A 21194-nucleotide genomic window follows, 5' to 3' on the forward strand; every position below is an offset into this window, starting at 1 on the left:
GAGTTTTGGACTGTGTTATAAACTACGACTTCTTAAAAATAGGTATATATCGGACTCGAAATGGCACTCCATGTATATTATCGTTCGATTTGGGAGCTCATTATGCCCAATCGCGTCGTAGTGTAAAGAGGTCTTTTAACGCGTCTGTAGACAGCTCAGTAATCCAGCCCTCGGTACTGGTTATGATTTGGTCGCTAAGCTGCTGCTTGCTCTCCAGCATTTCATCAATGCGTTCCTCAAGCGTGCCCAGCGAGATAAATTTGTGCACCTGTACATCCTTCGTTTGTCCCATCCGATAGGCTCGGTCTGTGGCCTGATTTTCAACAGCTGGGTTCCACCAGCGATCAAAGTGAAAGACGTGGTTGGCGGCCGTCAGATTCAGACCCACTCCCCCGGCTTTGAGCGACAAAATAAACACGGATGGCTGTTCGGCAGGGGGGAGCGTGTGAGATTGGAATTGATCAATCATGCGGTCACGTGCCGTTTTGGATGTGCTGCCGTTCAGATAGAGCACAGGCTCTTGCAGCTCCTGAGCGAGTACCCGCTGGAGCATCTGCCCCATACCAATATACTGTGTAAAAATAAGGCAGCGCTCGCCCTCATCCCGCAGTTCCTTGACCATAGCCAGAATGCGCTCCAGCTTGGATGAACGGCTAATGACCGTCTCAAGATCGGACGGACTATAACCGGAAGCCGCGGTATCTGGGAGCGCCTCCTTGGTTAAGAGAGCAGGATGATCACAAAGCTGCTTCAACTGGGTAAGGGCGGATAAAATAGCTCCCTTCCGCTCAATCCCTTCCAGCTTCTGCATCCGTTCCATCAACTCTTTGACAATCTGGTCATAGAGCGCGCCCTGCTCAGAGGTCAGATGAATGTAGGTTTTCATCTCATTCTTGTCAGGCAAATCAAGCTGTATAGCAGGGTCCTTCTTCTTGCGCCGCAGCATGAAGGGCTGAACCAGCTTTTGCAAATCTAACGTGCGCTGCTCGTTATGTTCCTTCTCAATAGCATTCATAAAGCGATTGCTAAAGGCGCGTGAGCTGCCCAGATAACCTGGATTGATAAAATCATAAATGGACCATAGCTCGGACAACCGATTTTCAATAGGTGTCCCGGTCAATGCAATCCGATGACGTGCAGGAAAGCTGCGCACGGCTGTGGATTGCTTGGTTTGCGCATTTTTAATGTTCTGCGCTTCATCCAGACAGACTGAGTCCCAAGTTATGCTTTGTAACAGCTCTTGATCCAGGGTTGCCGTAGCGAAGGAGGTCAGGATGACATCGGCCTGCTCGACTTCTTCGCGGAACAAGTCTCCCTGCTCCCGCTTGCTTCCATAGTGCAGCATCACCTTCAATGAAGGGGCGAAGCGGCTGAGTTCCTTCTGCCAGTTGCCCAGCACCGAAGTCGGGCAAATTAGCAGCGAACTGGAGCGGACGCCCGCCTCGGCGGCAATATCCTGTAGGTGCAGTAAATAAGTAATAAACTGCACCGTTTTACCAAGTCCCATGTCATCGGCCAGACAGGCACCCAGTCCAAAACGCCGCAAAAAGGCAAGCCAAGCGTACCCGTCCCGCTGATACGTCCGCAGCTCGGCTTGCAGTCCGTCCGGCACGTCCAGTGCGGGCCATTCCGACTGCCGTCCAAGCTGGCTGATCAGCTTCAGCAGATGGGCATTCAGCTCGACTTCCAGTCGGAAGCGTGCCGCATCCTCCGGCTGCTCGCCCGAGGCGTCGCCTTCAGGCTCGTCGGCGTTGCCGAGCAGGTGAAGTTGCAGGATGTCCTGAAAGGACAATCCCTGAGCGCTGTCGATCCCGGCCATGGCCCGGCGGATCTGCGCCAGCAACGCGGGGTCGAGCGCGATCCATTGCCCGCGGAAGCGCACCAAGCGCTCGTTGCGAGCGACCAGCTCGGCGAATTCTGACTCGCTCAGATCGGCATCGCCAATGGCAACACGCCAATCGAACTGGACAATCGAGTCCAGTCCAAACAGTGAGCTGCCCTTCGTGCGCTCTCCCGCCCCTTCGCCCGGGCGTACCTTGGCCCGCAGCTTTGGCTTCTTGCGGGTAGCTGCCTCCCACCAAGCCGGGAGCAGTACCTGCCAACCGCTTTCCAGCAGACGCTGGCTGTCGGTCGTCAGGAATTGCCACGCTGCTTCGTCGGAGAGCGGGCGGCTCAGTATGTCATCGCGGCTTCCGGCACGCTGCCCTGCGGGCAAAATGGCGGTCAAGCGTTCCAGCCATCCGGCTGAGCGCTCACGCACATGCACCGTCCACGCATCGGGCCATGAACCGGATGCGTACCCATCATCGGCGAGCTGTACAGACACCAGCAACGCCGGGTCCTGCTTGTCCTGCAACACAAGCTTGAGCTGCCAGGACGGTTCATCGTCCTCCAGCTCTGGCTCCAGCAGTTGCAGAAGCGGCCGAAATGGCGCGGTATCGGCTTTCCAGCCGATGGCGATGAGCCAGGCCCGCGCGTCCAGGCCCGCCGCAGCCGGGCGGTTGGGGGCGAAGAGAACCGGATATTCTCTTCGCAAATCGGCGGCTTCCGCTTCGGTGCCGTACCAGCGCTGAAATACGGCAGCCGAGAACGCCGCTATCAGCCCTTCCTGCTCGTCCTTCTCCAAGCCGTCGAGCAAAACAAGCTCTGCCGGTTGGATGTTTTCCAGTGCTTCCGCATCCCACTTCCATTGCAGCTTCCCCGTCTGGAACGCCGTGAAGCTGGGCACATATGCTTTCGCTTCAATACAGTGAGCAAGCAAAGGGATCAGCTGAAGCCACGGGGCATGGGCCTCGTCCCAGATCCATTCGATATGCTTCAGGAGCTCGCGCTCTGCCAGAAAAGGAATCACCTGCTCCGAAGGCAGAAGGATAATATCCGTGTCTTGAACATGTTGAATCTCCAACTCGGTGCCATAAAACGAAGCCTCATGCCAAGCAAACAAACGCTGCTTCAGAATTTGGCCGGAAATGCTATAGTTCATGGAAGAATCGCCATAGATCAGCGCGTCTCCATAGGTAGTTAATTGGATATGCACGGTAATCGTTTCGGTATATTGACTCATGATAACAATTTCCCTTTCCGCAATTCCTCCTGTAGCGCCCGCAGGCGGCTATGACGGCTGGTGAAGGTCGTGAAGAACAGCTCCCAGCGTGATTCTTGCTTCATTTTCTTGTACAGCTTGAACAGTCGCTTTAACAGCTTGACTGCTGCTTTATAGCTGGCCCTGTTTTTTTCCAACACATAACGTTCTACCGCCTGATGGTAAAAGGGGAGTAGTAACTCAGGAGCGTTCTTTTCAATGGGCTGTAACACACTCACTCGAAAACTCAATGGTTCACTGCGTATGCTTAGCTGATAGTCGATCCATGACCGCCATTTTTCGTGAGCAAGCAGCGCCTCTTCATACATTCCCCCGGCAAATGGAAGCATACCCACCAGCGTGTCCCACATGTCCTGCTCCGCTTCTGGAAGGTGCTGCAAAACCAGATCCCAATCATGTATATAATCCTGTAAATGGTCATCCCGATGACTGTGAAGCAGGGGGCCGATATATCGCAGTCCGTCCTTGAGACGTGCCCAAGCCTCGGCTTTACGCAACGCCTGTAAGAACAAAAGTAATTGACTGGAAGAAATTTTTAGTGGAAAAGCTCGTTCCGCCTCCTGAAGCAGTGCCCAAGCCTCATTATCGTGCGATTGAAAAATACGCATCCAACTGCGAGCCAGCATCCACGGAAGCCGTGCTAAAGTTGGGCCGAGATCCTCCTCAGCCGCCTGTAAATGCTGTAATTCCTCCGTATATATGCTGAAGTCCTGCCTTGCAGGATGCACCCAGTACAGCCAAAACTGATAATACGCGTCTGAAAAATAAGTACCGTTACGCGATTCTGTCAGCATTTTTCGGCGTAAATAGGCTAAGGTTTCTGCCATACGGGCTTCTTGCATCGGTTCACCGGTCAGCTCCAGTGGACTCTCAAAATCACGCTCGATCGCTTCTTTAAGCTCATCGGCCGCGATCTGCGTGTAATACCCCATATAGGTATGAGAGGGATAGCCCGACATGGGAGACTGAGGTACCAGCTTTTCCAGCACACGTAGATGAGCATGCAGTCCGTATAGCTGTTGCATGACGGGTGAAAGCGGCGGCTTCACAGCATAGATCGAGGCTAAAGCGCTTTGGACAAATTGAGAATTTTGTGTGTTTACATGGTTAAGGGCGATACACTGATCGAACAGATTATGCCACTCTGAAATGGGCATGTCCGGTATTTGGCTTGCAGTTTGACTGAGAGTATTTCGTGTTGTTTCCTTGTGATCAGGTGAAAAATTCGACCGGGAAGGAAGTGTGGTACGCGTGTCAGCTTTTGCCGTCAATCGAGTGAATCCCGCCGAATGTGCGTTCACTAAAGCATGTACGGAACGTTCATGTTCATTTGCGTAATTCAGTAGTACGGCGATCATATGCTTGCAGTTGGTGTGGACAGGGCATGTACATCTGCTGGCAGCAAAAGCGCTCAAGTGGAGATCCACCTCGTATAGCTCGCTTCCATCCACGACAGCTGCAATATGGTCGGCATCAGGCATTACGAATTCTTTTACCTTTCCTTGCTTAAAATACTGGAAACCTCGTTTGATCGTCACGTCATTAAAATGGTCAGCCACGTTTTGAATAAGCTGTTGCCACTGTATATCATCCATAAGATAGGTTGGTTTCATATGCTTAGTCTCCTAAGAGAGAATATTGATCTGGTATAGCTTAACTCTTCCATTATATCAGTTCACGAATATAAATTGAGTGGAGGGAGCAGTTGGAAAATTCCGAAGTATAACCGCCAAGTACAGTAAAAAGCCCTCTTACGCTGTGGCATAAGAAGGCTTGAGTCATCAGCAAGAATGGGGAGGCATTCTCTATTGTTTCCCATCCGGATTCTCTGTTCGATGGAAGACCATAGAGATAACAAGAAGCACCAAGGGGACTACTGCGCATACAGCAATTCCAAAATAACCTATTATTTTATCGAAGTTACCTATTTCAACAAAATTTTGGGGATACATGCTCAGGCAAAATAATATAATTAACGGGAGATAACAGATATACCCGTTCCACTTTTGGGTGAGCTGGCTGATCCCCGTTACAATATAGAAATAATAGTTTGAGGCGGTCATGAAAATTTTGATCGTCCACAAAATGATAAATAATATTTCAAATCGTTCTAGGAACGCGCCGGGGAATTCAATTTGCTGTGCAAAAGAAACGACTGGCCATTGCAGTCGGGAAACTTCCTCAACTGACATACAGCCGACGACCATCGTTACCATTAAAATATACAAACCCATTGCAATCGAGTAGCCGATCGACCCAGCCTTCCATGCTTTTTGTGGGTGGGTCATCACATTAGTTAGTATAAGGATGGATTCAAAACCCATTGTAGAGAAAGGTATAACTTTAAGTGATTCAAAGATCGGTCGCCATCCTTTATGGAAAACAGGGCGCAAATTATCAAGATTAAAATGGTTGACATTAAGAACGACCAACAATAAAAAGACAATAAAGGTTAAAGGGAAAAAAAGCTCGATCAATCGAACCATTGCATGGAGACCGCCCCAGGTCAAATACCCAATAAGCAGAAGAAACGGTAAGAGAATCATACTTATTGGGGTTCTCTCCAGTGCAAGACCTTTGAGGAATTCCGCCATCATTCTACATACAAAAGAGCAGACCATCGTGCAATGTGCAATAAATGCAATATTAATGAGCAGGCCGATGAATTTACCCGCGATCACAGGATTGAGCTCATAGAACGTCTTCCCTGGAAATCTCCGGCACAGTTTAACATGGATAAAAACGACGCCTACCCCAAGCAGACTTGCCAGCAAAAGTCCCTGCCACACGTCGGGCGTTTGTGTCTTTTCCGCGATGGTTCTTGGCAAACTGACAATTCCCACAGCGTACACGGTCGAAGTGACTGTAAGTAAGGCTTGAATTGTGGAGATTTTTTCCTGTTTCATGGAAGGTATGTTGGACATTACTCTCCCTCTCCTTTTGTATAAGCACCTGTTCGTTCAATCTGTACTTCAGCCTGAACGTCGATTGGTATTTGACTGAATGTATCTTGCCAATTTTCCTTTACCCGATCCCAGTAAGCGGGATAGTTCACTTTTACTTTTGTTCCAAAACCGACTACATCTGCTCTCATCTCTTTTTGAAGTGAGTTTAGCGATTTGGATATGGTCTGTTTGATTTCATCTTGCGCCGCTTCTTTGGCGGTTCGGATGAATGATTCCTTCAGGAAGTCTTCAGAATTAACCGAATTTTCGTTTAATTTGATATCTGCTTTAATACGAACCGTGAATGAGAGATCCTGTCCATTGAGGTGGGGAATAAGTTTACTATGGGCATCCTCAACTTCAAAGACCATGTGTTGTTTCGTCTTTGGGTCCTCAGCTTTAATAATGGAACCCTTCGTTTTTCCCAGCATCCAGTTGATCCCGATAACATTCTCTTCGTCCAGCCAATAAGCAAATTTCTTCGTTTTGCCGCTGACCAGAGCTGCTCCTGAGAAGTGATTGCCGTCATTGCTTTCTAGGCATTGAATGAGGAAGTCAGCTCCTTGTGAGATATGTGTAGACATTTCCCCTAATGTTATTCTATAAGGTATTTTTGAGTTGAAATCACTATTTTTAGCCAATGCTTCAAGGTCAATGGAAGGTATCTCTTTATGTTTGCCAATCTTATTGAGCGCTTCTTTCGCATTGCCTTTTACAATCATAACAAGTGATTTTCGACTCGGTTTATAGGAGCGAGTAAACGTATCTAACAATTGGTCGATTCTTGTTTTTTGTATAGCTTGGTCACTAATCAAAATCAAGCGAATAAAACTATATAAAGGAGCACGGGATACCTGCTTGGCCTGTTCCCTGGAAGCAGACTGGATTGAGTCTTTGTCAAAGGTTGTTACGTTGCTATACATATTTTTTCTGGATTTCTGCGCTATTAAGTGCTGGTAGGTAAGTTCCAGCATATCCTGCTGATCCGTATCAATGGCGACGCCTTGAATAATACTCAAGTTATCGATCTCTCTGCTATCCCAACAACCGGTGAGGAGAGCAGCACATGCAATCCATGCAGCAAAGCATTTTTGCGCCCATAGGGTTCGACGAAACAGAAAGATGTAAGAGAGCATAGGTTTACTTCCTTTTTCTGTTAGATTGTATTTCGTCCTGTGTCTTTAGCATCATAGGGCGCTTTTTGAGATATTTAAAAGGAACCCGAACCAAAGTATCCTGTTGATCTCTTAGCCGAATTGGGGCTAGAGGCGACAAGTAAGGAACTCCAAAGCTTTTGATCTGGACCATGTGTACGCCTAAACAAATAAAGGCTAAAATTACTCCATACAGCCCATAAATCCCTGCGATCATCATAATGGGGAAACGAAGAAGCCGGATTCCAATACTGCCGCTGTACTGCGGGCTTGCAAAGGACGCTATGGCAGTAAGACCAACGACAATAATCAGAAAAGCACTTACGATCGCCGCCTCGACAGCGGCTTGTCCAATAACAAGACCGCCTACAATCCCGATGACTTGTCCTATGCCTTTAGGTAGCCGCAGACTTGCCTCGCGCAGTATTTCCAATGCTAACTCCATAATTAGAGCTTCCACAAAAACTGGAAAAGGAATTCCTTCCCTTGAGGCAACGATAGACATCACCAGCTCAGGCGGGATTAATCCAGGATGGAAAGAAATAAGTGCAACGTACAGCGAAGGCAGGAATGTTGCAATGAACAGAGCCATTAAACGAAGCATACGAAAAAATGTTCCTAAAGGAAAACGCTCGTAATAATCCTCTGGGGATTGAGCCAGCATCCAGAAGGTCATGGGAGCAATCAGGACAAAAGGAGTGCCATCAAGCATAATGACAACTCTTCCGGACATTAAAGCATTTATAGCTTTATCCGAGCGTTCAGAAGCTTGAATCTGTGGGAACGGAGACCATGAATGTTCCTCAATCCATTGCTCAATAATCCCGGTATCGGAAGCATCGTCCACATCAATCGTTTCGACTCTTCGTTTAACTTCCTGAACTAGCCCCGGATTTGCGATATCTGATATGTACAAAATCGCTAACTTCCGTGAAGATCTTCTTCCTATGGTCATTTTATCTATTTTGAAACTTAGATCTTTGATATGCCGCCTTACCATTGCCAGGTTGCTTTCCAAATCTTCAATAAAACCTTCTCTCGGTCCTCTAACCAAAGTTTCGGTGCTTGGTTCATCGACACTTCGCGACGGAAACTGGCCCGTAGAAGCAAAAAAAACATCATCGGTTCCTTCGATCAGCAGACAGGTATTTCCCGATAACACTTCGTGTACACACGTCTCAAGGTCTGTCTCTTCTTCCATATCGATCGTAAATGCTGTCTGCTGTATCAGCTCCTCCTTTATTTTCTCAGGATTAACTTGGGAGTGGCTTTCACGGATTCCAGTTAAAATGAGCGGCTTGACGATTTGTTCGTTAATGATGCTCGTATCCGCAATACCGGAGAGATAGATCATAATTACATGAATCCCCGTTTGGCCCACATTCATTTTCTTGAAGACGACATCAGGAAGATGACCCAGGGTCTTTTGTAGATGGTCCAATTTCGCCTCGAGTGATCTTGCCATGACTCGTCCTCCTTCAAAAGATATGCATGTAATATGTGTAAAATAGTAATAAATATTCATGTAATGGTAATCTATTGTGTCTGACGATGGAGGAGCTGAAGACGCGAGAGACAGAGGTTTTTTTGAGTATATGTAAACAAAAACGAACACCAGTGGTGTCCGTCGTTGGTCATACATATGAGGTGAGGGTACTCTATCCCCGAGATAACGCTATATAAACTTACTTCTCCAAGTGGAAGTCACTTTTTGAACTCGTAGAAATGCGCCTCCAACATGCTCAGAGAAAGCTCGGCAGTCGTGGCTACCACGATATCTGCACCTTGCATTTGTGAAGGTGTTCCTACACCGACCGCAAACATCCCGGCATCCTTGATCGCCTGTATGCCAGCCTGTGCGTCCTCTATACCGATACAGTCAGCAGGCTGAACGCCCAGATTTGCGGCTCCGGTGAGGAAAATTTCCGGGTCAGGTTTGCCATGCCGAATGGCGGTAACATCCACCACACTGTCAAAATAGTATGCTAGCTCCAGTCGCTCCAGGATAAATGCTGCATTTTTGCTTGCAGAGGCCAGCGCGATGCCGATTCGGGCTTCACGAAGTTCTGTCAGAAGCGCTTTAATGCCTGGAAGAATGTCCGAGGGAGTTACAGCTGAGATGAGCCGCTGATACTCCGTATTTTTCCGTGTGGCCAGTTCTTGCTTGCCTTCTTCTGAAAACGTATTGGACAGGTTACCGCGCGCCAGTATTTTGTCGAGCGATTCCGTACGGCTGATTCCTTTTAACTGTTCATTAAATTCCCGATCAAAAGGGATGTTCAACGCTGCCGCCAAGCTGCCCCATGCCTGAAAATGATATTCGGCGGTATCTGTAATGACTCCGTCCAGATCAAAAATGACTGCCTTCATTTGGTTTCCCCCTGTCTGCCCGATTTATGAAACGCTGTTCGTCATTAACGGCTGCCCACTGGTAATGTGCGTTGGCTGTCCATACAGCTCTAGCGTCAGCGGTTCTCCATCCAACAGGGTAATGATCACTTCATTTTCCTGTACGAGAATACTTAGCAAGCGACCGCGATAGTTGATTTTAAACGTATATTTGGTCCAGTCTTGAGGCAAGAAGGGGGAGAAGCTTAATGTTTCATTATAGGTTCTCATCCCGGCAAATCCCTGTACAATCGCCAGCCAGCTTCCCGTCATGGAAGTGATATGAAGGCCGTCTTCGGTATCGTTATTATAGTTATCCAGATCCAGACGGGCCGTCCGCTTATACATCTCGACTGCTTTTTCCTCCATTTTGAGTTCGGCAGCCAGCACGGCGTGAATGGATGGGGACAGACTGGATTCATGAACGGTCATGGGCTCGTAAAATGCAAAATTGCGTGCTTTTTCCTCCAGCGTGAACTGGTCTCCAAAGAAATACAGCCCTTGCAGCACATCTGCCTGCTTAATGAAGCAGGAACGCAGGATTTTATCCCATGACCATTTCTGATTTAATGGAAGGTTGCTGGGATCAAGGGCGGATACAGGCTGCAAATCCTTATCCATAAAGGTATCGTGCTGTACGAAGACTTCCCGCTCCTCATCATAGGGATAATACATGTGAGTGACGATATCCTGCCAATGTGCAAGCTCATCAGCCGTAACTGCCAGGCGCTGCGCTTTCTCAGTCGAAATTTGAGGCAAGACCGATAATGTATATTTCAAAACCCATGCAGCCAGCGTGTTGGTATACCAGTTGTTATTGACGTTATTTTCGTATTCGTTCGGCCCGGTAACCCCGTGGATCATATACTGCTGCTGGCTTTTGGAAAAATGAACCCGGTCGGCCCAGAAGCGGCTAATTTCGACCAGTACATCTACGCCGTAGTCATGCAGATAGGTCAAGTCCCCTGTATAATTGGTGTAATTGTAAATGGCATAGGCAATCGCCCCGTTACGGTGAATTTCCTCGAAGGTAATTTCCCATTCGTTATGGCATTCCACGCCTGTAAAAGTGACCATAGGATACAGTGCCCCTCGAAGCCCTTGCTGGGCTGCGTTATGCTTGGCACCCTCCAGTTGTTGGTGACGGTACAGCAGCAGATTTCGGGTTACATCCGGGTCTGCGAGCGCCAGGTACATAGGTACGGCATATGCTTCTGTATCCCAATAGGTGGCACCGCCATATTTTTCACCTGTAAAGCCCTTGGGACCAATGTTCAGACGGGCATCTTCACCGTAGTAGGTAGAGAATAGCTGGAAAATGTTGAAGCGTATTCCCTGCTGAGCTTCGGTATCTCCCTCAATCTCAATATCTGCTTTGTCCCAGCGTCTGGCCCAAGCGGCGGTATGCTCTTGCTTAAGAGCGCTGTAGCCTTTGTTCACAGCTTCCACAGCGATGCGTTCAGCTTGCGGAATCAGTGCATCCTTTTCCATATCCCGTGAGGTGGTAACCGCCACAATTTTTTGCAGCTGGATACTGTCGCCCGGAGCGACGCTGTATTGATAGTGGCGTGCAGCATACAAAAAGCTCTCTTCCGTCGTCTGCTGATCCTGTCCCTCGGTCACAATACCCATGGTAGCGTTTACGGTAAAGCGCGGAATACCGAAGGGATTATCAATAGTTGTTGTGGACAGGCTGATGAATTGTTCTTGAACCTCTCGGGCCTCCTCCAACCAAAAAACCTCATCATAGTTCGTGTCTTCATTCTTCGTATTGCCGTCCAAATAGGGGACAAGCTCTATGGTTAAAGGTTGCTCGCTTATATTCGTTGCTTGGTAATCAATCAGGCATAGCTCACGAGTGGTGATGCTGAGAAAACGCTCCGTAGTGATACGAACCTGCTCGTTCACGGTACAGGTGCGCCGAAGGATACCCTGTTTCATGTCGAGCTCCTGCACAAAGTCGCTGATGTGTGCCGTAAATAAGTCTACTTCCTCTTGATTTACGATCAGACGGATGCCGATGAAGTTCATGGCATTGATGACCTTGCCAAAATATTCAGGATAGCCGTTTTTCCACCAGCCGACCTTTGTTTTGTCGGGGAACCATACACCGGAGATATAAGTTCCCTGATGATGATCACCCGAATAAGCTTCTTCAAAATTGCCGCGCATGCCCATATAACCGTTGCCTATGGACGTTATGCTTTCCTGTAATCGCATGTGTGTGCTATGTAGAGTGTGTGTTGTCAGCTTCCAGCTATCTACGTCAAATAATCGGTTGTAAACCATGATTGTGTACCCCTCTCGGAAAATGAGATCGTTGTTTTAACGAAACCAGTATATGAGCGAGTTCAGTATATAGTGCAACCGTTTGCCCTGTCAACGCAAAAAAAACTGATTTTATGGATATCCACAAAATCAGTTCTTGTTCATTCCGCTAAGAATCATAGTACTTGGCTGGATTTGCGCTCCACGATTCGGTGGGGCACAATGATGTGTTTGGTCAACTCTTTGGGGTCTTCGATTTTCTCGATCAGACTTTTGGCAGCCTGATAACCTAGAGTGAAGATATCAATATCCACGGAAGTCAGAGGGGGATTCATCAGCTCAGCCAGCATTAGATTATTAAAGCTCACCATGGATAACTGCTCTGGCATGGACACGCCAAGCTGAGAAAGCATTTTCTGTACTGCCATGGCTACAAGGTCGTCGCTAACGATCATCGCGGTAGGCGGCGGGGTGGCCTGCAATAATGTGCGCATGTCCTCCAGATTAAATGGCTCCCTGACCACGTATTCCTTGGGTAGAGGCAAGTCCGCCTCTCGCAGCGCATCCTGGTAGCCTCGGAGTCTTTCAATATTCACGATGTGTTCATGATCACCGCCAACATAAGCAATGCGCTGATGATTCAGCCCAGTTAAATAAGTGACCACATCCTTGGCAGCCTGGTAGTTATCGTTGTCTACATGGGTGGTTTCACTGACAAATTGCTGAGGCTTACCGATTACGGTGTAAGGTATTTTTTCTTTATGAAGATACTCCACAATGCTATCTTTTTGCTTGGAGTACAGAACAATATAGCCGTCAACGCGTCCGGTCCGGGTCATCAGCTTCACGCGGGATAGCAATTCATCGCTCGTTTTTCCTGTGACAATGGACAGTGTATAGTTGTGCTCATTTACCCATTCGCTGATCCCGCGAAGGCTTTCCGGAAAGAACGGATTTTGAAAGATTGCCACATCTGATTCAGGCATAATAATGCCAATTGACTGTGTGACACGGTTAGCCAGACTCTGAGCTGAATAGTTGGGTTCATAGCCAAGCGCCTTCATTTCTTTACGGACACGTGCCTTGGTCGCTTCACTGATTTTGGGGCTGTCTTGAATGACACGGGATACGGTGGAAGTAGCAACATTAGCACGTTTTGCGACATCTTTGATGGTTACTGCCATCGTCTTCGTCTCCTTTTGCTATCTCAAGCAGGAAATATTATGTTCTATCATACGATATTGCTCGAAAATCAACAAATTCGCGGCTTTTTCGAGTATTTCTATCATCATTAACCAAGATATTTACAAGTAGGGTATTGCCAATAGAAAGCGATATCATTATAATAATTGTGCAACCGATTGCATAATGTTTATAGGGTACAAACAACGCTGTACATACTATAAGGGATGGGGATTGAAGGAGCATGAAAAAACTTCTATCATTTGATTTTTGGCAAAAGCTAGGGAAAGCACTGCTAGTGGTTGTTGCTGTTATGCCGGCAGCCGGGATTATGATTTCGCTTGGTAAAGTAGTGGCGATGTTGGCTGGTGATATCCATTTCTGGTTGACCGTCGGCGGGGTTATGGAGAATTTGGGTTGGGGTATTATCAATAATTTACACATACTGTTTGCCGTGGCGATTGGTGGTTCCTGGGCTAAGGAACGGGCGGGAGGGGCTTTTGCGGCCTTAATTGCCTTTATTCTCATTAATATTTCAACAGGAACGATTTTGGGTGTGTCCTCGAAAATGCTAACCCAGGAGGGTGCCACCACCCACACTCTTTTTGGTGCATCCATTCCGGTTAGTGGCTATTTTACCTCTGTCTTAGGGGCACCTGCACTTAATATGGGTGTGTTTGTCGGTATCATTTCCGGCTTTGTCGGGGCCGTGGTATTTAACAAGTACTACAATTACCGCAAGCTGCCAGACGCTTTAGCCTTTTTTAACGGTAAACGTTTTGTTCCTTTTGTCGTGATTTTATGGTCTGTCATCGTTAGCTTGATCATGTCTGCCATCTGGCCATTTGTTCAGGGGGGGATTAATCAGTTCGGCGTTTGGTTGGCGACTTCGGGAGAGTCGGCTCCTTTTGTAGCGCCATTTGTCTATGGTACACTGGAAAGACTGCTGATTCCTTTTGGACTTCACCATATGCTGACCGTTCCTATTAACTATACTCAACTTGGTGGCGTTTACACGACACTTACGGGTTCCGGGGCAGGAAGCGTCGTTGCTGGGCAAGACCCGCTGTGGCTGGCTTGGGCAAGTGACCTGAGTGCGCTTCGAGGTACCGATCCGACAGCCTACAATAGCTTGTTGGAAGGCGTGACGCCTGCCCGCTTCAAGGTAGGACAAATGATCGGTGGAGCAGGGATCCTTATGGGACTAGCGGTGGCTATGTATCGCCGTGTAGACAAAGATAAACGCAGCAAATACAAGTCAATGATTTTTTCGGCAGCCGCAGCTGTCTTTCTAACAGGGGTAACAGAGCCACTCGAATTCATGTTTATGTTCGTGGCGCCTGTGCTGTATGTGGTTTATGCTATTCTTACCGGGATTGCGTTCGGAATGGCCGACATCATACATTTGCGTTTACATTCGTTTGGTATGATTGAACTGCTGACCCGAATGCCGTTGTCTATAAATGCGGGTTTGGTGCAGGATATTATTAACTTCGTGCTGACTTGTGTGGTGTTTGCGGTAGCAACCTACTTTATCGCGTATTTTATGATCGGTAAATTCAAAATGGCTACGCCGGGAAGACTGGGGAACTATACGGATGAGGAGCCTCAAGGGACTTCCGTGGCTGGGAGTACGAAGACAGAGGGTGTGGCAGCTGTTTCCACTCAAAATCAACTGGCTACGGATATCATCAAGACACTTGGGGGTGAGCAGAACATTGTCGAGGTGGACGCTTGCATGACTCGTCTGCGTGTGACGGTGAAGGATACAGATGCCGTTGGGGACGAAAAGACGTGGAAAGCGCTGGGTGCCTTGGGCTTGATAAAAGTAGATAATGGGGTGCAGGCAGTTTACGGACCGAAGGCCGATGTGCTTAAATCAGATATACAAGACATACTCAACAGGTGATTACTTTGAAGTTGTTAACCTTAAATGCACATGCTTGGATGGAAGAAAACCAGTACGATAAGCTAAAGCAACTGGCTGCTTTTATTGATGAACAGCAGTTTGATGTCATTGCTTTGCAGGAAGTGAACCAGTCCATGGAAGAGATTCCTTTGTCGCTGGACGATTTGGGCGCTTACCATAGCGCAGATCCTGAAGTTGTCATTAAGCGTGATAACTATGCTTATGTGCTGAACGGGCTATTGTCCGATGCCTATCACTGGACGTGGGCTCCCGCGCATGTTGGTTTTGCCAAATATGACGAGGGTTTGGCGATTCTGTCCAAAACTCCGATTACAGCTACGGAGAACAAATATGTTTCCTCGCTACAGGATTATGACAACTACCGCTCACGTAAAATTGTCGGCATTCAAACGGTGGTGGACGGAGTGCAGGCCTGGTTTGTAAGTGGACATTTTAACTGGTGGAATGATGAAGAATCCTTCCGTGGACTATGGGATCGTACAACCAAAGTGCTAAATTCTTTTGCTCCGACTCCTGTGTTCATGATGGGTGATTTCAACAACGCGGCTGAAGTGCGCGGAGAAGGATATGACTATGTACTGCAATCCGGCTGGTCGGATACCTATCCGGATGCAGTAGTACGTGATGAAGGCCACACGGTGATTAAAGCTATTGCTGGCTGGGAAAGTAATGCGGAGCCGCTTCGTATTGACTTTATCTTTTCCAATAAGGCTGCACAGGTTCAATCCTCAACCGTTGTACTGGATGGGAAAACAGGACCGGTTGTATCGGATCATTTTGGGGTTGCGGTTGAGTTGGAGCTGTGATGAAAAGAAAGGAGGCCACTTGCTATGCAATTGGCCTTTTTCTTATAAATTTCGACTTTAACCGAATGAAGTATTGGATAACGATAGCCATAAGCACCAATATTATATTGTAATAAAAAGGGGCATTTATGCTAAACCGTTCCATAAGTGCGCCTGCGATGATCGGAGATACAATCGCCCCCAATTCGGACAAAGATACGACGTTGCCGATAAATGAGCTTCTATTTTCCTCAGGAATAACATCCCCTAGTTGCGAGTAAAAGGAATCCAGATAGCTGGCTCCTCCTATACCTCCAATGAACATCGCTAAGTATACGATCCATGGTTCTGTGAACCAAAGAAATAAGATGATTTCCACCATGATCAACAATAGACCCAGGATACAAAGCATCAAGCGATCCTTAAGTAGATCAGATATTTTGCCAATAAAGGGTGCTGATATGAAGGTCGATATGCCGATAATTGTAAAAGCTAAGCTAATTTCTGCGGGGCTCCAATGAAGCTTGTAGGTTGCATATATGGAGAAGTACGTTAAAAATATAGCGAATGCACTCATTTCAAGAAAATGAACGGTAGAATAGACTAGTAACTGTTTCGTTAACATGGTTTTTTCTTTGGGTTTCAGAGGGGGCGAATGCTGTTCTTGTGGCCTTAAAGGAGAACGGAGGAAAGTCATTCTTGAAACGGCAACGAAGGATATACAGGAAAAAAAAGCAACGAAATAGAATGGAACGGATAAAGAAAAATAAGAAACAATAGCTCCACTCATAAGAGGCCCTAAAATCATACCGGCACCTTCACTGCTACTGATGTACCCATTGAGCGTGCCTCGATTCTCTGCGGTGCTCATATGGTTGATCGTGACTCTTACAAAGACGGTTAGCCCTATAGCTACCAAGCCCTGAAGGAGTCTCAGTATGGATAAAATGATGAAGCTTGTTGCAATCGGAAACAGGAGCATACAAGCGATTTCAGCAATGAGTAAGCTCAACCCCAAGCGTTTTGCGCCAATCTTTTCATAAATTCGTCCTGCAATGCCTCCACCAAGAAATCTCCCTACATAAAACAGAGAAAATAAAAGGCTCATGCCGAGTGTAGATATCCCGAATTGCTCTACATAAATAGCAAAGAGTGGAAGGATCATACTCCCACTCATGTTAGCAATAAGGCTGATCACAATCATACAGGCGATATTACGATTTAAATATAAGTGTCTCACCATAACCTCGAAACCTCTCTTTGATCTTGCATCATGGGAACCGTTATTCGGATTGCACCTGATTACGGATGAATGGCTTCAGGTCGAGTTAGCGGGTTCCCATATAGGGTACGCGAGCGAGTTCCTCGCGGTGCCTAAATTATGCACCCTTTAAGCTGGAAAGCCGCCTCCTGGTGGTGGCCAAGCTCCATAGATCCGGCGTAGCAGTACGATTTCACCCAAATGATATGAATTGTGGGAAGCGATATTCCGCAGCAGTCCTGCTTTCGTTTCACCTGGGAAATGAGCTAGTGAATCATCCAGTTGCGCGGTTTCGGCAATCTGCACAGCCTGATCTACGCCCTGTAAAAATTCGTTAATGACAGCCTGCCAAGCCTCATCGCTTTGCGGTCCAGTCTCTTCGGGCCAGCTTTCCATGACATTGCCTGGAAGCTGAGGCTTCCGTCCTTCCAAATGTTCCAGCATAAATTGCTGCCAGTAAATCATATGTTTCAGCAGTTGATAAATGCTGTAGGGCATTTCTGCGTTTTTCTTTCCTGCCAGCTCGGCGTCAATGTCTGGCAAAGCCCGAGCCACGCGAATATGCCCACGTTCCCCGACCAGTGATTTAACCAGTGCTTGACCGAATAATTGGTTGGCATCCGACATATATCATCATCCCTTCTATGTAGAACTTGTTTTTAGCTTATTCTCATTTAGCAATTATACAATTATATTTTCCAAAATGGAAATGGATGCATGGTTTAAAGTAAAGGGTAGAAATGTTTTTAATAAAGTGGTTGATAATTGTTATCAATTAAATTACAATAATATTGTTTCGATAGAAACAATAAACAATGGCTGTATATGTTGTTTAATATATACGGAAATGTTAAGGGGAGCTTTCTGTATGTATATATTGTTTCATGCGAAACAATTAGGTGGTGGAAATAAAGATTTTAGATAGGGGTGTAAACATGGATTACGAGGTGATTGTAGTAGGCGGCGGACCTGTTGGAATGTGGTTAGCTGCTGAGTTGGCATTAGCAAGCGTAAGCGTATGTGTAATTGAACGTTTAGAGGAGCCTAGTGGCCAGTCGCGTGCGCTTACGCTACATCCACGGACGCTTGAGATGTTTGATATGCGCGGATTGAAGGAGCGGTTTATGAAGCGCGGCAGACCTATACGTACGGGTCACTTTTCAATGCTGGATACCCGCTTGGATTTTTCTGTGCTTGATAGTTCTTCTAATTATACGTTGTTTATTCCACAGGTGATTACAGAGCAAGTGATCGAGGAGCATGCGCTTAAGTTGGGAGTTGTCGTCCATCGTGGCATGGAAGTGGTATCTGTGCGAGAGCAGGAGCAGGGCGTAGAGGTGGTGAGTGTATGCACATCTGGACCACAAGCCAATGTATCGGTGATGACTGCTGCTTATGTCGTAGGAGCGGATGGTGCTGGGAGTATCGTGCGTAAACAAGCCGGGATTGCTTTTCCGGGCACGGATACGACTCTGACCGCTGTATTGGCGGATGTAGAGTTAGCCAATCCGCCTGAAAGTGGCGTACATTCCGAATATAGTGAACGAGGTGGGGTGATGATTGCCCCCGTGTATCCAGATATTTATCGGGTTATTTTGACTACACCGCGAATGATGGAGATTCCGAAGGACGTACCTGTGACACTGGAAGAAGTGCAGACAGAACTGCACTATCTTCTCGGTACAGATCTTGGAGCATCCAATCCTCGTTGGCTATCTCGATTTGGGAATGCAACGCGGCAGGCGCAGACCTATCGTAAAGGGAGAATCCTGCTAGCGGGTGATGCTGCGCATATCCACTTCCCAGCAGGTGGACAGGGAATGAATGTTGGCTTGCAAGAGGCGGCAAATCTGGGATGGAAGCTGGCCGGAGTGATTCGTGGCTGGGCTCCAGACACGCTGCTGAGTAGCTATCATGACGAACGTTATCCGGTTAATACGCAGTTCTTACGGAATACCGAGGTTCAGACCCGCTTATTGGGCTTTACGCCTGCTGTATTGGCACACCGCCAATTACATGAGGAATGGTTCCGCCATCCGGAAATTAATCAATCTATGGCAGAGCAGATTAGTGCACTGGACGTATGTTATCCAGCGGCTGGCAATATACCGCAGCATCCACTGAATGGGAAACGGTTTGCTGATTTTGAGTTGCATTTGCCTGACGGAATGACATCGTATGCTTACGATCTTCTTCATGAAGGCCGCTTTGTACTTCTCCATCTTGCACAGGATAATGAGGTATTGAATGAGTTTCGCCATAGCTCACTTTCACATATTTCATATGTGGAGGCCGTAGCTGAAGAATTGCCCGTGGGATGGAGAGATGTGCATACGGTTCTCATCCGTCCGGATGGGTATATTGCTTGGGCCATTTCTATGAAACAAACGGATATATTGAGTGTGATTAAGGATGGCATTGCCACATTGGTATAAAGGGGAAAGGGTATGTTCATAACATGACCATATTGTTTCTTGTGAAACAAATGTGGGCTATAATGAAAGGAGGAGTATGCCAAAGGAGTGACTACTTGTTCGTATGGAAAAGGCGACATCGGTTCAGCATGTCTATGATTTGCTTATTAAGATGAATCATCAGTGGGAGCAGCATCAGCAGAGAGAGAGCATGACCTTTCTCGAAGAAATCCGCGAGCATTTTGATGGAATGACTTCGCTCAATATGACGGATGTGCACGTCATTGACTGTATTGGGAAGCATGAGCCGATTAATGTTACGACATTAGCGGATCGAATTGAGCTGAGCAAGGGTACCGTTTCGAAAGTCAGCACCAAGCTGCTCAAGGAAGGCTGGATTCGCAGAACCCAGCTTAACGACAACAAGAAAGAAATTTATTTTCGGTTAACCCCGTTGGGGAAAAAACTCTTTCTTGTACATGAGCGGCTGCATGTTAAGGTACAGCAGCAGTTATTTCAATTTTTAAATCGTTACAGCTCGGAAGAACTGAATGTCTTGAAACGTCTGCTGTCCGATGGTGTAGATCTCTTGGAAGCTATGGAGTGGCAGGATAAGAGTCTGGACTAATGGGATATCTAATCAACAACGATGGGCACCTGTTTTATCTCCAAGTAATAGATACATGGGGATATGCAGGTGCTTTTTCTTTTAATGTCAGCATTTTTGCATAATTCGATTCCCAACGCTCGAAGGTACAATATATAGACGGACTAACCCGTTCCGATCTATATATTGCTGATTTGTGAATACTCTTGGGATTTATGCAAAATGCTTAATGTAATAACCGTTTTGCTTCCATATAAAGCACCTGTACGAACTTTTTCGTATTAATGCGGGCTTGGGACAGTGAAGGCTCCACATTGTTTTGCAGCTCCAGCATTTTTTTGCGAATTTCTGTAAAGTCAAAAAATTTGGATGCATAATTTTCAAATTTAGGATGGGTATAGTCAGTCAACCCGAGCGATACTATATGGCTTAGCGTCTGGAAAATAGCGCGGCGGACACGCTGCTCCGATGCTTTGATTTCCTTACTCAGCTCTACTGCTGAGGCTGAAGCCCCTAAGCGTTTGGACGCTACATTAGCAAATATATCCTTCAACGGCGGGAATAGATAGGGAGATAGATTGCCTGTTTCCTCTTCATACTGGTCCAGAAATTCCAACATGTCCAGTAAATCCATACTCCCGGCTTCGCCGATCATTCCCATTTCGGAAAGCAGAAACTGCCCGGAAGTTACGATGTTTCGGGTCGGTTCAATCGTTGCCGTTGGATTATTCGATGTGAACATCGACAACCCTTGGAGCGTCCGCTGGATATCCGTAATCGACTGCTGCATGCGCAGACGCTCAGCCACCTTATGAATAACTGCAATAATCTCCAGTCGATTCAAAGGCTTGGCCACATAATATTCAATGCCGAGCGAGTACGCCTCGCCGATCATGTTTTTGGATTCGATGCGAGAAATCATAATGATTTTGCCGCTGAATTGATCGCCAAGTGCACGCACGGTCTGAATGCCGTCACGAAGCGGCATTAGCAAGTCAATTAGCAATACATCAATCCGGTTCAACTCCAGAAGGCCGCTATTCACGTAGGTACCATCCTCTGCTTCCCCAATGACTTCCCCTAGACCTTCGTCTTCAATAATGTCTGCCAGCATAGAACGAATTCCCTGATCGTCATCCACAATATAAAAACGCATC

General features: G+C 47.1%; 15 protein-coding genes. 4 read left to right on the plus strand and 11 right to left on the minus strand.

The window, feature by feature from the left end; genetic code table 11:
• Positions 1 to 100: 100 nt before the first annotated feature.
• From AC5ELV_RS22115 to AC5ELV_RS22150, 8 genes are all read right to left on the minus strand, one after another.
• Positions 101 to 3064: a DEAD/DEAH box helicase gene (locus AC5ELV_RS22115; protein WP_493431893.1), complete on the minus strand. Its 2964-nt coding sequence runs from the start codon at positions 3062 to 3064 to the stop codon at positions 101 to 103.
• On the minus strand, positions 3061 to 4716 hold the full coding sequence (locus tag AC5ELV_RS22120) for an SWIM zinc finger family protein (RefSeq protein WP_493431894.1): 1656 nt from the start codon (positions 4714 to 4716) through the stop codon (positions 3061 to 3063). The genes AC5ELV_RS22115 and AC5ELV_RS22120 overlap by 4 nt, the downstream gene beginning before the upstream one ends.
• A gap of 192 nt (positions 4717 to 4908) precedes the next feature.
• On the minus strand, positions 4909 to 6027 hold the full coding sequence (locus AC5ELV_RS22125) for a GerAB/ArcD/ProY family transporter (protein ID WP_341071511.1): 1119 nt from the start codon (positions 6025 to 6027) through the stop codon (positions 4909 to 4911).
• On the minus strand, positions 6027 to 7184 hold the full coding sequence (locus AC5ELV_RS22130) for a Ger(x)C family spore germination protein (protein WP_493431895.1): 1158 nt from the start codon (positions 7182 to 7184) through the stop codon (positions 6027 to 6029). Before AC5ELV_RS22130 ends, AC5ELV_RS22125 begins: the two co-directional genes overlap by 1 nt.
• A 4-nt stretch (positions 7185 to 7188) precedes the next feature.
• Positions 7189 to 8667 (minus strand): spore germination protein, encoded by a 1479-nt coding sequence (locus AC5ELV_RS22135; protein ID WP_493431896.1) that lies wholly within the window; start codon positions 8665 to 8667, stop codon positions 7189 to 7191.
• A gap of 239 nt (positions 8668 to 8906) precedes the next feature.
• The gene (gene pgmB, locus AC5ELV_RS22140) at positions 8907 to 9572 is read right to left on the minus strand and encodes a beta-phosphoglucomutase (RefSeq protein ID WP_493431897.1); all 666 of its coding nucleotides are present in this window, start codon (positions 9570 to 9572) and stop codon (positions 8907 to 8909) included.
• A 24-nt stretch (positions 9573 to 9596) separates the two neighbouring features.
• Entirely contained in the window at positions 9597 to 11879 is a 2283-nt protein-coding gene (locus tag AC5ELV_RS22145; protein WP_493431898.1) for a glycoside hydrolase family 65 protein, read from the minus strand.
• Positions 11880 to 12034: 155 nt separating this feature from the next.
• On the minus strand, positions 12035 to 13042 hold the full coding sequence (locus AC5ELV_RS22150) for a LacI family DNA-binding transcriptional regulator (RefSeq protein WP_493431899.1): 1008 nt from the start codon (positions 13040 to 13042) through the stop codon (positions 12035 to 12037).
• A 242-nt stretch (positions 13043 to 13284) separates the two neighbouring features.
• Here AC5ELV_RS22150 and AC5ELV_RS22155 point away from each other — a divergent pair, with 242 nt between their 5' ends.
• Positions 13285 to 14949: a PTS transporter subunit IIBC gene (locus tag AC5ELV_RS22155; protein ID WP_493431900.1), complete on the plus strand. Its 1665-nt coding sequence runs from the start codon at positions 13285 to 13287 to the stop codon at positions 14947 to 14949.
• Between the two features lie 5 nt (positions 14950 to 14954).
• Complete coding sequence (locus AC5ELV_RS22160; protein ID WP_493431901.1) at positions 14955 to 15776, plus strand: endonuclease/exonuclease/phosphatase family protein; 822 nt, start codon at positions 14955 to 14957, stop codon at positions 15774 to 15776.
• A 22-nt stretch (positions 15777 to 15798) separates the two neighbouring features.
• Here AC5ELV_RS22160 and AC5ELV_RS22165 read toward each other — a convergent pair whose 3' ends face one another.
• Together AC5ELV_RS22165 and AC5ELV_RS22170 are read right to left on the minus strand one after the other, a co-directional pair.
• Complete coding sequence (locus tag AC5ELV_RS22165) at positions 15799 to 16998, minus strand: MFS transporter (RefSeq protein WP_493431902.1); 1200 nt, start codon at positions 16996 to 16998, stop codon at positions 15799 to 15801.
• A 147-nt stretch (positions 16999 to 17145) separates the two neighbouring features.
• Positions 17146 to 17643, minus strand: coding sequence for a DinB family protein (locus tag AC5ELV_RS22170; RefSeq protein ID WP_493431903.1), 498 nt, complete (start codon positions 17641 to 17643; stop codon positions 17146 to 17148).
• Between the two features lie 308 nt (positions 17644 to 17951).
• Between AC5ELV_RS22170 and AC5ELV_RS22175 the strand changes: the two genes are divergently transcribed.
• Positions 17952 to 19451, plus strand: coding sequence for a monooxygenase (locus AC5ELV_RS22175; protein ID WP_493431904.1), 1500 nt, complete (start codon positions 17952 to 17954; stop codon positions 19449 to 19451).
• Between the two features lie 103 nt (positions 19452 to 19554).
• Positions 19555 to 20058 carry a MarR family transcriptional regulator gene (locus tag AC5ELV_RS22180; RefSeq protein ID WP_493431905.1) on the plus strand — a complete coding sequence of 168 codons (504 nt, stop codon included), beginning with the start codon at positions 19555 to 19557 and terminating at the stop codon, positions 20056 to 20058.
• Between the two features lie 205 nt (positions 20059 to 20263).
• On the opposite strand, the gene AC5ELV_RS22185 is transcribed toward AC5ELV_RS22180, so the two are convergent.
• Complete coding sequence (locus AC5ELV_RS22185; protein ID WP_023986559.1) at positions 20264 to 21193, minus strand: response regulator; 930 nt, start codon at positions 21191 to 21193, stop codon at positions 20264 to 20266.
• Position 21194: the final 1 nt, after the last annotated feature.

Source organism: Paenibacillus sp. NMA1017 (assembly GCF_058895805.1).

Excerpts from the sequence above, each read along its gene's own strand:
- pgmB (WP_493431897.1), bottom strand. The coding sequence starts at position 9,572 with ATGAAGGCAGTCATTTTTGATCTGGACGGAGTCATTACAGATACCGCC.
- AC5ELV_RS22135 (WP_493431896.1), bottom strand. The coding sequence starts at position 8,667 with ATGGCAAGATCACTCGAGGCGAAATTGGACCATCTACAAAAGACCCTG.
- AC5ELV_RS22175 (WP_493431904.1), top strand. The coding sequence starts at position 17,952 with ATGGATTACGAGGTGATTGTAGTAGGCGGCGGACCTGTTGGAATGTGG.
- AC5ELV_RS22150 (WP_493431899.1), bottom strand. The coding sequence starts at position 13,042 with ATGGCAGTAACCATCAAAGATGTCGCAAAACGTGCTAATGTTGCTACT.
- AC5ELV_RS22165 (WP_493431902.1), bottom strand. The coding sequence starts at position 16,998 with ATGGTGAGACACTTATATTTAAATCGTAATATCGCCTGTATGATTGTG.
- AC5ELV_RS22185 (WP_023986559.1), bottom strand. The coding sequence starts at position 21,193 with ATGCGTTTTTATATTGTGGATGACGATCAGGGAATTCGTTCTATGCTG.
- AC5ELV_RS22155 (WP_493431900.1), top strand. The coding sequence starts at position 13,285 with ATGAAAAAACTTCTATCATTTGATTTTTGGCAAAAGCTAGGGAAAGCA.
- AC5ELV_RS22170 (WP_493431903.1), bottom strand. The coding sequence starts at position 17,643 with ATGTCGGATGCCAACCAATTATTCGGTCAAGCACTGGTTAAATCACTG.
- AC5ELV_RS22125 (WP_341071511.1), bottom strand. The coding sequence starts at position 6,027 with ATGTCCAACATACCTTCCATGAAACAGGAAAAAATCTCCACAATTCAA.
- AC5ELV_RS22120 (WP_493431894.1), bottom strand. The coding sequence starts at position 4,716 with ATGAAACCAACCTATCTTATGGATGATATACAGTGGCAACAGCTTATT.
- AC5ELV_RS22180 (WP_493431905.1), top strand. The coding sequence starts at position 19,555 with ATGGAAAAGGCGACATCGGTTCAGCATGTCTATGATTTGCTTATTAAG.
- AC5ELV_RS22115 (WP_493431893.1), bottom strand. The coding sequence starts at position 3,064 with ATGAGTCAATATACCGAAACGATTACCGTGCATATCCAATTAACTACC.
- AC5ELV_RS22130 (WP_493431895.1), bottom strand. The coding sequence starts at position 7,184 with ATGCTCTCTTACATCTTTCTGTTTCGTCGAACCCTATGGGCGCAAAAA.
- AC5ELV_RS22145 (WP_493431898.1), bottom strand. The coding sequence starts at position 11,879 with ATGGTTTACAACCGATTATTTGACGTAGATAGCTGGAAGCTGACAACA.